Annotated in this window: 15 protein-coding genes; 5 read left to right on the top strand and 10 right to left on the bottom strand. The window is 56.0% G+C overall.

Annotated elements, in window-relative coordinates; translation table 11 throughout:
* Positions 1-9: 9 nt before the first annotated feature.
* Together murI and PGY33_RS05525 are read right to left on the bottom strand one after the other, a co-directional pair.
* Complete coding sequence (gene murI / locus PGY33_RS05530) at positions 10-807, bottom strand: glutamate racemase (RefSeq protein ID WP_118480917.1); 798 nt, start codon at positions 805-807, stop codon at positions 10-12.
* A complete protein-coding gene (locus PGY33_RS05525; protein WP_118480915.1) occupies positions 800-1,870 on the bottom strand; it encodes a D-alanine--D-alanine ligase family protein in 1,071 nt (356 codons plus the stop codon). Before PGY33_RS05525 ends, murI begins: the two co-directional genes overlap by 8 nt.
* Positions 1,871-2,087: 217 nt before the next feature.
* Between PGY33_RS05525 and PGY33_RS05520 the strand changes: the two genes are divergently transcribed.
* The 5 genes from PGY33_RS05520 to PGY33_RS05500 are packed head-to-tail and all read left to right on the top strand — an operon-like array spanning position 2,088 to position 4,706.
* Entirely contained in the window at positions 2,088-2,405 is a 318-nt protein-coding gene (locus tag PGY33_RS05520) for a PadR family transcriptional regulator (RefSeq protein ID WP_110435989.1), read from the top strand.
* Positions 2,402-3,061: a DUF1700 domain-containing protein gene (locus PGY33_RS05515; RefSeq protein ID WP_118480913.1), complete on the top strand. Its 660-nt coding sequence runs from the start codon at positions 2,402-2,404 to the stop codon at positions 3,059-3,061. Before PGY33_RS05520 ends, PGY33_RS05515 begins: the two co-directional genes overlap by 4 nt.
* Positions 3,058-3,948 carry a DUF4097 family beta strand repeat-containing protein gene (locus PGY33_RS05510; RefSeq protein WP_118480911.1) on the top strand — a complete coding sequence of 297 codons (891 nt, stop codon included), beginning with the start codon at positions 3,058-3,060 and terminating at the stop codon, positions 3,946-3,948. Before PGY33_RS05515 ends, PGY33_RS05510 begins: the two co-directional genes overlap by 4 nt.
* Before the next feature lie 58 nt (positions 3,949-4,006).
* Entirely contained in the window at positions 4,007-4,216 is a 210-nt protein-coding gene (locus tag PGY33_RS05505) for a PspC domain-containing protein (protein WP_110435986.1), read from the top strand.
* Between the two features lie 40 nt (positions 4,217-4,256).
* The gene (locus tag PGY33_RS05500; RefSeq protein WP_118480909.1) at positions 4,257-4,706 is read left to right on the top strand and encodes a hypothetical protein; all 450 of its coding nucleotides are present in this window, start codon (positions 4,257-4,259) and stop codon (positions 4,704-4,706) included.
* A gap of 92 nt (positions 4,707-4,798) precedes the next feature.
* On the opposite strand, the gene trmD is transcribed toward PGY33_RS05500, so the two are convergent.
* From trmD to PGY33_RS05460, 8 genes are all read right to left on the bottom strand, one after another.
* Entirely contained in the window at positions 4,799-5,533 is a 735-nt protein-coding gene (trmD, locus tag PGY33_RS05495) for a tRNA (guanosine(37)-N1)-methyltransferase TrmD (protein WP_118480907.1), read from the bottom strand.
* The gene (gene rimM / locus PGY33_RS05490) at positions 5,530-6,036 is read right to left on the bottom strand and encodes a ribosome maturation factor RimM (protein WP_116705292.1); all 507 of its coding nucleotides are present in this window, start codon (positions 6,034-6,036) and stop codon (positions 5,530-5,532) included. The genes trmD and rimM overlap by 4 nt, the downstream gene beginning before the upstream one ends.
* Positions 6,037-6,699: 663 nt before the next feature.
* A complete protein-coding gene (locus tag PGY33_RS05485) occupies positions 6,700-6,930 on the bottom strand; it encodes a KH domain-containing protein (RefSeq protein WP_110435982.1) in 231 nt (76 codons plus the stop codon).
* A gap of 14 nt (positions 6,931-6,944) precedes the next feature.
* Positions 6,945-7,187, bottom strand: coding sequence for a 30S ribosomal protein S16 (gene rpsP / locus PGY33_RS05480; protein WP_110435981.1), 243 nt, complete (start codon positions 7,185-7,187; stop codon positions 6,945-6,947).
* A 64-nt stretch (positions 7,188-7,251) separates the two neighbouring features.
* Positions 7,252-8,610: a signal recognition particle protein gene (ffh, locus tag PGY33_RS05475; RefSeq protein ID WP_118480905.1), complete on the bottom strand. Its 1,359-nt coding sequence runs from the start codon at positions 8,608-8,610 to the stop codon at positions 7,252-7,254.
* Between the two features lies 1 nt (position 8,611).
* On the bottom strand, positions 8,612-8,983 hold the full coding sequence (ylxM, locus tag PGY33_RS05470; protein ID WP_110435979.1) for a YlxM family DNA-binding protein: 372 nt from the start codon (positions 8,981-8,983) through the stop codon (positions 8,612-8,614).
* 181 nt (positions 8,984-9,164) lie between these two features.
* The gene (locus tag PGY33_RS05465) at positions 9,165-12,158 is read right to left on the bottom strand and encodes an EAL domain-containing protein (RefSeq protein WP_270477663.1); all 2,994 of its coding nucleotides are present in this window, start codon (positions 12,156-12,158) and stop codon (positions 9,165-9,167) included.
* 42 nt (positions 12,159-12,200) lie between these two features.
* Entirely contained in the window at positions 12,201-13,625 is a 1,425-nt protein-coding gene (locus tag PGY33_RS05460) for an extracellular solute-binding protein (protein WP_270477661.1), read from the bottom strand.
* Positions 13,626-13,731 lie beyond the last annotated feature (106 nt).

Below are 13,731 nucleotides of genomic sequence, written 5' to 3'. Positions count from 1 at the left end.
CTATGCTCCTTAATAGCGGGAAATATCCACAAGCTCCGCACCGACATCGACCTTTTCCTGCAGGAACAGCTCGGCGAGCTGGTCAAAGCCCTGCGGATCGTCCGAAACGAAATACTGCGTGGTGCCCGTACCCTCGTTCGGGTCAAACTGCGTGGAAGCGAGGTTTGCCGCCTCGGCGCCCGAGTCAATGAGCGTCACATCCGGACCCATAAAGTCGCCGATGACCTCCTCAAGCAGCGGATAGTGCGTGCAGCCGAGAATCAGCGTATCCACACCCGCCTTTTTCAGCGGCGTGAGATATTCCTTCACGATCGTTTCGATGACCACATCGCCGCGGTGCACGCGGCCGTTCTCGACCAGCGGCACGAACAGCGGACACGCCTGCGTGAACAGGTCGAGCGTGCCGTCCTTTTTGTGCAGATACTTCTCATATGCACCCGAACGGATGGTTGCCGCCGTGCCGATCACGCCGACTCTGCCGGTCTGCGTCATGGTCATGGCGCGGCGGCAGGCAGGCTCTACCGTGCCGATGATTGGAATGTCGTTCTCCTCGGAAAGCAGGTCGAGCGCGATAGCGGACACGGTGTTGCAGGCAATGATGATGGATTTCAGGTCAAACTGGCGCAGAAACGCCACATCCTGCCTCGCATACTTGGTAATGATATCGCGGCCGCGCGTACCGTACGGCACACGGCCGGTATCGCCGAAATAGATGATATTCTCCTGCGGCATCAGGGCGTGCAGACGGCGCACGGCGGTCAGACCGCCCAAGCCGGAGTCAAATACGCCGATGGCGCGCTTATCCATGATGCTCCTCCAGTGCCAGAGAGATCAGGCGGTCGAGCAGCTCGGCATAGCCGATGCCCTCGTAATCAAACAGCTTGGGGTACATGCTGATCGAGGTAAAGCCCGGAATCGCATTCAGCTCGTTGAAAACGACCTCACCGCTGTCGTGGGTGACAAAGAAGTCTACGCGCGACAGGCCGCGGCAGCCGAGTGCAGTGTAAACGCGGACAGCGTCCTGACGGACGGCCGCAATCTGCTCCTCGGTGATGTGTGCCGGAATGTACAGACGCGAGCTTTCGTCCTTGTACTTGGCATCAAAGGTGTAGAACTCCTGCGTCGGAGCGATCTCGCCGACCGTGGAGGCCTGCGGCTCGAGGTTGCCGAGCACAGCGCACTCGACCTCGTGACCGTCGATGAACTCCTCGACGAGCACCTTGGTATCCAGCTTAAAGGCTTCGGTCAGGCCCTCGGCCAGCTCGAGCAGATTGTTCGCCTTGGCAACGCCCACGGACGAGCCCTGCGAGCACGGCTTGACGAATACCGGGAACGCACCCAGCGTTTCCGCAGCCGCGGCGATTACTGCCTCGGCATTGCGCTCAAAGTCATATCTCAGCGCCAGATAGTAGCGTGCCTGACGGACGCCGGTGCCCTCAACGACCTTTTTGGTCAGCGCCTTGTCCATCGTATTCGCGCTTGCAGCTACGCCGCAGCCGACGTACGGAATGCCGGCCAGCTCGAGCAGACCCTGCATCGTGCCGTCCTCGCCGCCGACGCCGTGCAGCACCGGGAATACACAGTCCAGACGGACAATCTCGATCTCTCCCTCACGGAGCAGCACCATGCCGTGCATGCCGCGGTCGGGTGCGAGAACGACCTTTACCTTGCCGGTCATGCGCTCCCACGCACCGCTCTCTACACGGTCCGGATCACAGTCCGGGCAGTAGAACCACTCGCCGCTGCGGGTGATGCCGACCGGATAGATTTCATATTTATCTTTATTCAGGTTTCGCAAAATAGAAGCGGCAGACAGGCACGAGATGTCGTGCTCACTCGAAATACCGCCGAATAATACAGCCAGTTTCATTTATCAGATTCGCCCTTTCGTTCGTTTCCTCTGCCCATACTTATACAGATACCATTATACGCTATCTTTCCGGCGAATACAATGCGAAAACAGTGTTTTTCCTGCACTGATCCCACAAAATTTACAATTCCTTCATAGTTATTTTTGATATACCTGTTGACGGACTATATTATATTCCATATAATATTATTAGAAACACAGGAGAGGAGGATTCCATATGTCCTATCCCATCTCGTCCTCCCTGCTGGACGGCATCGTGCTTGCCGTAGTCGAGCGAGAAAGCACCTACGGCTACCGTATCACGCAGGACGTGCAAAAGGTACTGGATATTTCCGAATCTACGCTGTATCCGGTACTTCGGCGGCTGATGAAGGACGGCTGCCTGACCACCTACGATCAGGCCTATGCGGGCCGCAACCGCCGCTACTACCAGATCACCGAGCACGGCAGAGCCGCTCTGCGGCAGCACCGCATCGACTGGCAGAACTACCGCAGCGGGATCGACACGATCTTTTTTGGAGGGGTGAACGAATGAACAGAGCAGATTACATGGCAGCGCTGCGGCGTGCGCTTTCGGTTTTGCCGGAGGAGGAACGCGCGAACGCTCTGCGCTATTACGAAGAATATTTTGATGACGCAGGCCCGGAAAACGAGGCGAAGGCCATCGAGGAACTCGGCGAGCCGGCAAAAGTTGCGGCGCAGATTCTTGCGGACTACCGCGAACTGACCGCTGTACCGCATGCACAGCCGATAAAAGAGAAGCGCCGCTGGCGCGGCATCAGTCCGCTGCTGCTGATTGTGCTGGTGCTGCTCGCCATCCCGATTGGATTGCCGCTCGTATTCGGCGCAGGTGCAACCGTGCTTGGCGTGCTTCTGGCGATCGTTGTGACCGTGCTCGCGGTGATTTTCGCTGTACTGCTCATTCTGTACGGCATTCCGCTTGCGCTGATTTGCGGCGGAGCGGTCCTTGCCTTGCTGTCCTGCACACTGTGGGCGACACCGGCGAACGCGCTCGTTACGCTCGGCAACGGACTGGCTGCCTTTGCCGCCGGTATCCTGCTCGGACTGCTGTCCATCAAGCTGAGCATTCTGTTTGTGCCGCCGGTGTTCCGCGCCTTTGTCGCCGTGCTGCGTGCGCCGTTTAACTGGATTCGCAACAGATGCCGCCGTACAGGAGGTGGAAATGTATGAAAAAGCTCATTATTGCCTGCACTGCCGTGCTGGTGCTCGGTCTGGGACTGACAACGGTCGGTCATGTACTCGGCGGACAGTTTTACAGCGTGTACTACGATGGTGCGCTGCACCCGTTCAGCGATGCCGCACGCGATTTTTCCGATACGGTTGAGAATATCCGCGATCATTATGTTTCTCCGGATGATGAAATCGACAGCGATTACGACACCGGTTGGGTGCAGGATTACCTTGAGACCCGTCAGAACGCTATTAAGCACGGCGATATGCCTATCCAGTCGGTCGATCATATCTCCCGCATCGACCTGACGCTTAAAGGCGGCAATTTTACTATCGAGAATGGTTCGGACTTTGCCGTCAGCGCAAGCGCTAATTTCGGAGACACGCAGGTAAACGGTATACGATGGACCGCTTCACTCTGGGCGAACGATGAACCGGTCACGATCACCCTGCCTGACAACGCAAGTTATCTGCAGGTTCACATTTCCTGCGACCATCAGGCAAATGTGACCATCAGCGACCGTCTGCGCGCGGAAACCATCGAACTGTCCGCCGGAAACGGTACGCTCATCGCCGGTGAGCTGGATGCAAACAACATCACCCTTGCAGCAACTGACGGCCGCCTGTCTGCACTTCTGCCCGAACCGGCAGACCAGTACCATGTGCAAGCCGGCACCAACTGGGGTACAGTCACGATGAACGGCACGCCGCTGGTTCAAATCAACGAGGACGGCAGCGGCACTGCACAGTATGACAACAGCTATAATACCGAAACGGGTTCCTATCGTTTGGACTTCCCCCGCAGCGTAACTGCCACGGTGTCCGGCTCCGGCCAGATCAGCCTGCTTTCCCAAGTCACACTCGCTAACGCCGATGCCCCTGTCTGAACTGTAACTTGACGAAATCCACAAAACAACGTATGATAAAAGAAAAGGAGACTTTACGATGAATGGCAAGAAATTGTATCGCAGTGAATCCAACCGCATGCTGTGCGGTGTCTGTGCCGGCATCGCGGAATATTTTGATCTCGACCCGACTTTGATCCGTCTGGCATGGGCGCTTGTATGCTTCCTCGGCGGTTCGGGTATCCTGGCGTATATTATCGCCGCGATCATCATTCCGTCCGAGAGCACGCGCAATAACAATATGATGTGACCCATCGCCGTTTCTCCGGAAAAGAGAGGAAGTGCTCACTATGAGCGAAAACCAGCAGCCGCTGGACGAAGAACAGGCGGTTTCCGATGTGCAGGAGCAGGAAACCCTGCCTGCCGCAGCCGAAGATACCCTGCCCGCTGCGCAGGACGAAAATGCACCCGCCATCCTCGATGCGGAACCAGAAGAGGAAGAAGAAGATATTGATCCTGCCGATGTGAAGATCTTCGGCATGAAGCGCCATGTGTTCCAGCTGACCTGTCTGGGCGCCGCTGTCGGCTATATCCTGTGCGGACTGGTCGGTATTCTCAGTGAGAAGATGCAGGGTACCGGTCTGGGCGATATTCTGGCGAAATCCCCGAGCACAACCGTCTGGGCGGTCGTTGTGGCCGCTGTCGGCTATTTTATCGGCTCGCGTCTGGAGAAAAAGCGCGAAGCTGCTCTTGCGGACGAACAGGCCGCACTCGAGCAGTCCAATGATACAAACGCATAATTTTCCTTTTGGAGCTGTCCGGAAAGAGAGTCTGTGTAAGCAGGCTCTCTTTTCGCGTTTGCACAACAAAAAAGAACCCCGAAGGGTTCTTTTTACCGCTCATCGCTGTGAATTTTATCGAGAATCTTTTTATCCCGCTTATTCTGCGGCTCAAACCGTGCAAACAGGTCGGGCCGATCCTTTTTCGTGCGGCGCAGGCTCATTTCGCGTCTCCATGCTTCAATATTGGCATGGTGCCCGGAGAGCAGCACCTCCGGCACTTCTCTGCCGCGCCAGTTTTCCGGGCGGGTGTACTGCGGATGCTCGAGCAGACCGTCCCAGTGGCTTTCCGCCGTGAACGCTTCCTCGTCCGGCAGAACGCCCGGCACCATGCGGCATACCGCGTCCGCGACAGCCATCGCAGGAATCTCCCCGCCGGTCAGCACAAAGTCGCCGATGGAGATCTCCTCGTCCACGCACTCGTCAATAAAGCGCTGGTCAATGCCCTCATAATGGCCGCAGACCAGAATAAAGTGCTCCTTTGCGAGCAGCTCACGCGCTTTCTGCTGGTTAAACGGCTGTCCCTGTGCAGAGAGGAACACCGTGTGCACATGCTCACCGGCACTCAGCGCCTGATGGCACAGATACAGCGGCTCAGCCAGCATGACCTGTCCGCGTCCGCCGCCATAGGGCGCGTCATCCGCCTTGTGGTGCTTGTCAAGCGCATAATCGCGGATGTTGGTTGCCTTGACCTCGACAACACCCTTGTCCTGTGCGCGTCCGATGATGCTTTCGCGCATAACCGCGTTGATCATCTCCGGAAACAGCGTCATAATGTCGATTTTCATTCGATCAGGCCCTCGATGCTCTCAACGTAGATCACGCCGGCTTCCATATCGATCTCCTTGAGGAACGGCTTGATGGCCGGAATGTAGATCAGGCGGCCGTCCTCACCGGCGATTTCGTACATATCATGCGCCGGATTACTGGTCAGCACATCGCGGATGCGGCCGATTACGCGGTCAACGCGCAGATCGAACACCTTGAAGCCCAGAATATCCTGAATGAACACGAGATCCTCGGGCAGCTCTACGTCCTCGCGGTCGAGGTGGAGCACCTTGTTGCGCATCGCCTCGGCGGCTTCGACCGTATCAATTCCCTTGATGTGCATGAGCACAACATTCTTGTGAACCTGCGCCTTTTCGACGGTCACAGGCGTTTTTTCGTCCAGATAGAGCGTGTCAAAGTCACACAGCACCTCAGGGCTGTCGCACCAGCTCTGCACCTTCAGGTCGCCGCGCACGCCGTGCGTGCCGACGATCTTGCCGGCCTCTAAAAATTTCTTCGGCATATTCGTTCTTTCCTCCTGCCTGTGAGCGTTTTTATTTCTGCGATGTTTGATTGATGGTGATTCGTTTATCTGTCGGGGATTTCACCGTCTGCGGACGGGTCGCGCAATTCTTTAGCCCGTTACTACGCACGGCACCTGCGAATTTAGGCATTCACCACCACTGAACTGCGTAGGTGCCTTCCAACACAACACGTTAAGAGTTTGTGCGGCACTGTTATGCCGCACCCAGCGCTAATGAACCCGCCTGTGTAGCAGTCCGGTATCTGGCACTGCAAAACGGTTGAGAAAGACACGGAAGGAAAAATCCTCTGCCGTTCCCCGATAGTCTCAGTTCTCTGATTGTCGCCGTGCTCTCTAAGGGAAAAGGGGAGAAAATCAGAGGGTGGAAAACCGCAGGTTGTCTACCCTCTTGTGCGCCCGCGGCGCGCAGCCGCAGCGTCCTCGCCGCCCGCAGGCGGCGCCACTCCTCGCTGAGGTTCAGCGAAAAACACCCCGCCCGTTAGGGACGAACACGCTTACGCAGTTCGTACACCCCGCTGGATCGGTGCAGATAAAACAAAAAATCGCCGCGCTGCGGCGATTTTCGGAAAAAGCCAGCGCCTGACGGCACCGGCTCTTCATTCAAGTTGAAGTGATTAACACTTCGGCGCGATCCGCGCAGGCTCAGTCGAGAATATCAACTGTGACGCGCTTGTTCTCGCGATTGCCTGCCGCTTTCATGAGTGTGCGGATTTCCTTTGCGATGCGGCCGTGGCGACCGATAACGCGACCCATATCTCCCGGTGCTACACGCAGCGAGTAGGTGATGTTATCGCCGTCGATCTCCTCAGTAATGGCAATCGCAGCCGGATCGGAAACCAGATTTTCGACTATATAAGTCAGTAACTCTTTCATTTCGACGACCTCACTCAATTCAGCACACCGGCCTTCTTCAGGATACCGCGAACGGTATCGGTCGGCTGAGCGCCGTTCTTGATCCACTCCTGAGCGCGGTCAGCGTTTACGTTGACAACAGCCGGCTCTGCCAGCGGATTGTAAGTGCCGATCTCCTCGATGAAACGACCGTCACGCGGGTAACGGGAATCAGCGACAACGATGCGGTAGAACGGAGTCTTCTTAGCGCCCATGCGACGCAGTCTGATCTTTACCATTGAAATTTCACCTCCTGTTATAGAAATTTATCTATTGTAAATTTACTTTACAAACGAATAGCGATTAAAACGGCAGCTTGAAGCTGCCCAGTCCCGGGAAGCCGCGGCGCTTTTTGCCCTTGCTGCGTGCCATGCTGGTAAGCTGCTTGGTCATCTTCTGCATGGCCTCAAACTGCTTGAGCAGCTTGTTGACCTGCTCGACCGACAATCCGCAGCCGTTTGCAATGCGCTTCTTGCGGGAGTAGTTGATGATGGAGGGATTATCTCTCTCCTTCGGGGTCATAGACTGGATGATGGCTTCGGTATGCGCCATCTGCTTTTCGTCGATCTTTGCACCGGCGAGGGCTTTTGCGTCCACACCCGGCAGCATGCCGAGCATTTCCTCCATCGAGCCCATGTTTTTCATTTTCTGCAGCTGATCGTAAAAATCGGTCAGCGTCAGCTTGCCGGCCATCATCTTCTTGGCGGTTTCGGCTGCCTGCTTCTGATCGAAGGACTCCTGCGCCTTTTCGATCAGCGTCAGCACATCGCCCATGCCGAGGATGCGGCTTGCCATACGGTCCGGGTGGAACGGCTCGATATCGCCGAGCTTCTCGCCCGTACCGATGAACTTGATCGGCTTGCCGGTAACAGCCTTGACCGAAAGCGCTGCACCGCCGCGTGCGTCGCCGTCCATCTTGGACATAAGCACGCCGTCGATACCGAGGGCCTCGTCAAAGGTCTGTGCGACCGTTACAGCGTCCTGACCGGTCATTGCGTCCACCACGAGGATGATCTCGGTGGGCTTGACCGTTGCTTTGATGTTCTTCAGCTCATCCATCAGCTTTTCGTCGATGTGCAGGCGGCCTGCGGTATCGAGGAAAACCAGATCATAGCCGTTCTTGCGGGCAAAGTCGATGCCGTGCTTTGCGATCTCGACCGGATCGCCCTGACCTTCGTCAAAAACGGGGATGTTAAGCTGCTTGCCAACTACCTTTAACTGTTCGATAGCTGCCGGACGGTAAACGTCACAGGCTACGAGCAGCGGTCGGCGCTGCTGCTGCTTGCGGAGCAGAGCGGCCAGCTTTGCGCAGTTGGTGGTTTTGCCGGCGCCCTGCAGACCGGCCATCATCACGATGGTGGGCGGGTTCGGCGATATAGTCAAACGAGTGGTCTGGCCGCCTAAGAGCGAAACCAGCTCCTCATTTACGATCTTGATGACCTGTTGGGTCGGAGACAGGCTTTCGAGGATCTCCGCGTCCGTTGCCTTTTCGGTAACGGTCTTGATGAAGTCCTTTGCGACCTTGAAGTTGACGTCCGCCTCGAGCAGTGCCATGCGGATTTCCTTCATTGCGTCCTTGATATCGGACTCGGTCAGCCTTCCCTTGCTGCGCAGGTGCTTAAAAGCAGATGAAATTTTTTCGGTAAGCCCTTCAAATGCCATGTTAAGCCTCCTGCCTGAGCTGTTCGAGCAGTGCCGTCATGCGGGAAACGATTTCGTCCGCCTCGGCACTGTGCAGTTGTGCGGCGTTCAATTCATGCAGCTGCTCAACCTCGTGCTGAAGTTCCTCTGCGCACCGCTCGGTGTCGCCGTATCGGGCCACCAGACCGAGCTTGTCCTCCATCTCATGAAGGGCGTGCTCCGCTCGCTTGATGCTGTCGCGCACACCCTGACGGGTGATGCCGGCGTGCTCGGCGATCTCGGAAAGCGAAAGATCTTCATTGTAATACAGATCAAACAACTCGCGCTGCTTCTCGGTGAGGGTTTCGCCGTAGAAGTCAAACAGCAGGCTCATTTCAAGCGGTGTTGCCTTCATGGTGATCCTCCCTCTGAAGTGTAAAGTGTTTTGCCTTTACATCGAACGTGTTTATTCTATCCTATATCGGCTCTTTTGTCAAGAGGAAACTTTTCATATTGTAAAGATTTTTTCGTTCCGGTTGAACCATCGAGAATTGCGGATGGAAACTGCAGCTTCTCCCGCTTTGCAAGCGACCCGCTCACCGATTCATCCACCGAATCACGCGCAGCGCCTGCGGCGCGATCTCGCTCGGAGACGCCGCCGGCTTCGCCAGAAAATATCCCTGCAGCAGATCAACGCCCAACTCAATAACCTTGCGCAGCTCGGCTTCGGTCTCAATGCCCTCGGCAACGATCTTCATGCCGCGTCCGTGTGCGTATTCCACAATATCCTTGACCAGCTGCTGCTTATCCGCATCGGTATCAATATCGCAGATGATGGTGATATCCACCTTGATATAGTCCGGCGACAGCTCGAGCAGACTGTTGCTGTTGCTGTAGCCGCTGCCCCAGTCATCCAGCGCGAGCGCGCCCTGATCGCCCAGTGCTCTGCGCTTGCGCTCCAGCGCCTCGCGGTCGATCTCCTCTTCCTCGGTAATCTCGATGACCAGATTATTCAGCAGCTCGGCAAACTGCGCCTTAAATTCCGCAACATCCTCATCCGTCAGGCTGCTGCTGGCAATCGAGTTGAGAAACAGTTTGGTGTTCCTATGCAGCCGCCCCCTGTTCTGCATCATCACAAACGTGGATGTCGCCTTGAAGATGGTCAGCCGCTCAACCTCGTACAGCTTGTCCATCTCGCGCGCCAGCTTCATCACGGTCAGCGGCGAATTCAGAAGCTGCATTTTCACACGCATCAGCGCCTCATACGCCGCCACCCTGCCGGTATGCGCCGAGAAAATCGGCTGAAAATGGTAGCCCGCGCTGTTCTCACGCAGCATCTGCAGGAATTCCCTGCGCAGCTGTGCTGCGTAGACCTCCTGATTATAGGCGCCGATATCAAATTCACCCATTTCGCCCTTGGACTCATGCTTCACCTGATACATGGCAAAATCCGCATACTTTTTAAGCGTAGCCAGATCCCTGCCGTTCTCCGGATACCACGCGATACCGCCGGAAATGCTGATGCGCATGGTGTCGCCGTTCGGCAGAAGCGCCGTACGCTCCTTTATTGCTTCGGAAAGCCTGTTCAGCACCTGACGGATTTCGTCCCGTCTGTCGTAGCCATAGAACAGCACAATGAATTCATCTCCCGACATACGGGCGCAAATGGTATTCTGGGGCAGCGTCTGTGCAAAGCACTGACCCGCCAGATTGATATATCGGTCGCCCCAGTCATGGCCGAACGTGTCGTTGATCTGCTTGAGGTTATCCATATCCATCATCAGCAGTGCAGCATGCCCCAGCTTTTCCGGCATACGGAACAATTTTTTCGCCCGTGCATCAAAGGCACGGCGGTTGTACAGACCGGTCAGCACATCGTAATCGCGCTCATGCTCGATGCGGCGGCGCTCAAGTGTCGCTGCAGTCACATCCTCGACCAGACCGACCTGCACCTCGTCCTCGCCGGTGATGCGCAGCATGACAAACCGCTCACTGCCGTCCTTTTGCGGAATGGTGAACACACAGCCGCCATCCTGCAGACTGAAGCTCTCCTTCTGCAGCACCAGCTCCTCCATCAACATCTCAAACTGCTCCCGCGTCACATCATTCGGGTTGGCGTTCTGTATGCCAAGCATGGAGAAAAAGTTGTCGGTCACGAATACTTTATCGCTGTCCTCACGAATTTCATAGCCGCCGAGTTCAATACTTGCCATATCCATAATACGCAGGAATTTCGTGGAGGTATCCAGAATATCCTGACTGAGCTGGGTGATTGCGGTGGAAAAGCCGTCTATCTCGCGGATGCCGGTGCGCGAGAGCTTTGGGATCGCCGTTCTCTTATCCTGTATAGCGGCTACCTCGTCGGACAGCTGCCGGATCGGATGCGCCAGTCCGCGGCTGACCAGATAGCTGCATACCAGACCAACACCCAGCGTCAGCACGACTGCCACCAGCAGCAGACTCTGCATATCGTTGGAGATTTTATACAGCGTGCTGTTGGGCACCATGCCGAGCAGCAGCCAGTGCTCATCCGAAAATGGTGCATTGCGGTTGTACAGCGTCAGCGGTTCCGCACAAGCGAAGTATTTTGTCTTATTGATGACAATGGTGCCGGCAGCACTGTTGTCCCGCATGACAATGCTCTGCGCGCTTTTCAGCGAACGATCCTGCGTAGAAAACGTCACCGGCTGCAGCGGGATGCCGCCGGCCTGCTTTTCATCAGTCGTTACGGCGAGCAGGTATGCGCCGGTGCCGTCATTCTGCAGTTCGGTCAGCGGCAGCTGCTCCTCCAGATAGCTGCACAGCAGCTCCACGCCGACAACGCCGTACACCGTGCCGTCCGGCAGGATGAGCGGCTGCGCGTACGCGATTGCTTCCCGCTTGTCCCCCGGCAAAACATACGGCGAGGTCGTCCAGCGGCCGTACTGCGCCATCAGCAGCTTGCCGCCGTCCTGATAGGCGGTCATGAACGGCTGATACACAAAATCATCAAGCTCTTCATAGTCCAGCGCGGGCTGCCAGCAGGAGTCCGTCGAAATACGCATGGACTTCACAATTCCTGCCGGTGCAAACGACAGCATCAGATCCTCGTTGCGCTCGGAAGCCGCCGCATCCGGGTCCAGATCGCGCAGATAAATGCCCGGCAGACGCCCATTGGTCTTGCGGGCATCCAGATCGCATATATTGAGCACCACGAATACGCCCGTCACCGACGAGCTGCGCAGCTGCGTCACCAAATCATCCGCAATCGCTTCAAGCAGCGGCTCGCTCGAAGCGCTGCTCTGTCCCAGCGTATCCTTTGAGATTTGACCGGAGGTCAGCAGCGCTTCGGTCTTCTCGTTGATCCGATTCGGCATATCGCCGAGATTCTGCGCCTGCACGAGAAAATCCTCCAGATATCTGCTGCGGTTCTCAACCTGTTTGGCTAAAATATCCTCCGCATTCCGGTCCAGCTGCTGCGGCACGCGGCTTACCGCGATGGAGCCGATCAGCAGTGTGACCTCGACCGCCAGAATGACCAGTACCGATATAAATATAGTGGAAAAGACCGATCTTTCCCGTTTTTCTGTTGGCTTACTGTGAGCCTTCATACCGCACCGCCTGTTCAAACCTGATCTCTCGAGCTGTTTCTCTTATCCTTCGTATGCCTGAAGCTGCGCCAGCGTATCCCGATACCAGCTGTCAAAATATGCATCTGTCAGAAATTCCGCCTCGGCCTGCTCCGCGCTCTGCCCGGCTGCAATACGCTGCTCCACCGTGTCGCGGTCTGCCACAGCAAGATCACTCATCGCGTATTCCAGCACCTTGCGCGCGTTCTTGCTGCCCTCGAAGGCACGGGTGGTGTACAGCTTATTCTCGTTTACCGTCTTGACCGCCATCTGCAGAACGGACTTGACCTCGGGTGTCATAGCAACCTCGCTGTCAGCCAGCATTTCTTCTTTATTCGCTTCCCGGGTGACCGGCAGATAACCCGAGCCGATCGAGAACTGAATGTTGTTCTCCGGTGCGGTGAAATACTTAAGGAAGGTTACGCTCGCCTTGATCTCCGCCTCATCGCCCTTGGTGACAACCATGCCCGCACCCTGCTGCACCGAAACCGGTTCACAGCCCGCAAAATGCGGATTCGGCAGCACTTTCAGCTCGATCGAATGGCTGTCGTCATCACTGGTCATTACACTGTCCGGAAAGAAGGTCGCGCTCGAGCTGGAGCCGACATAGGACAGGATCGTACCGGTTTTGATGTCGTCGCTGCGGAAATGGCCGTTTGCCTCAAAATAGCCCTTGATAAACGGCACATAGTAGTTGTCCCACAGCTTACGGATAACATTTTTATCAAAATCAAGCGTCATTTTGCCGTTCTGCACGTCAAAAATCGTGCAGCCAAGCTCCTTTGCACCGATGAGCAGATAGTTTGCCATCGCATCTCTGCCAAACAGAGCACGGCCGTCATCCGGCGCCTCGGTCTGTGCGTCCGTCCAGTTATAGTATTTCTCGGCCGCTGCAGTCAATCCCTCAACCGTCGCAAGATCGTCATAGGTCGTGCCGGTCGCCTGCGAAAACGCCTGCCAGTCGGTATCGTTCAGATAGAGCACCTCGGTGGCCTTTGCGGTCGGGAAAATCTTGATGCTGCCATCACCGTCAAAGTCGCCCTCGGTGAGATAGCCTTCGATGTACTCGCTTTTCTCGCTTTCGGTCAGGTAGTCGTTCAGGTCCACGACCATGCCCTGCTGATCGAGCGCGTAGGCGGTATCCGCATAGCCGGAAAAGATATTCGGCAGTTCTTCCGCACCGACCTTGCCTTCCGCAGCGTTCAGCACGTTAGTCTCCAGATCATTTACACTGCCCTGACTGGCGCTTTCCACCGTGATCCCCTGCTCTTTGCCGACCGTATCGTTAAAATTCTGCACCATCCGGTTGAATGCTTCGAGCTGCTCACCGTTATAGTAGTTCCAGATTGTGATCGTCACCGGCTCCTTTTCCGCACCGCAGCCGCCGCATGTCAGCGCCAGCATGACCGCAGCCGCCGTTCCGGCGATCAGCCGCTTGTGTACCTTCATAGTTTCCTCTTTTCCTCATGATAGTATGTAAACAAATTCATCCGATTCTATGTATTTTCCCATATGCACGGAATTTTTCTTTTTCCATTCATATAAGGCAACACCG

The sequence above is a fragment of the Butyricicoccus sp. AF18-9LB genome (genome assembly GCF_027684505.1).
GTDB classification, from domain to species: Bacteria; Bacillota; Clostridia; order Oscillospirales; family Butyricicoccaceae; genus Agathobaculum; species Agathobaculum butyriciproducens.
This window is presented reverse-complemented; position numbering and strand designations above follow the sequence as displayed.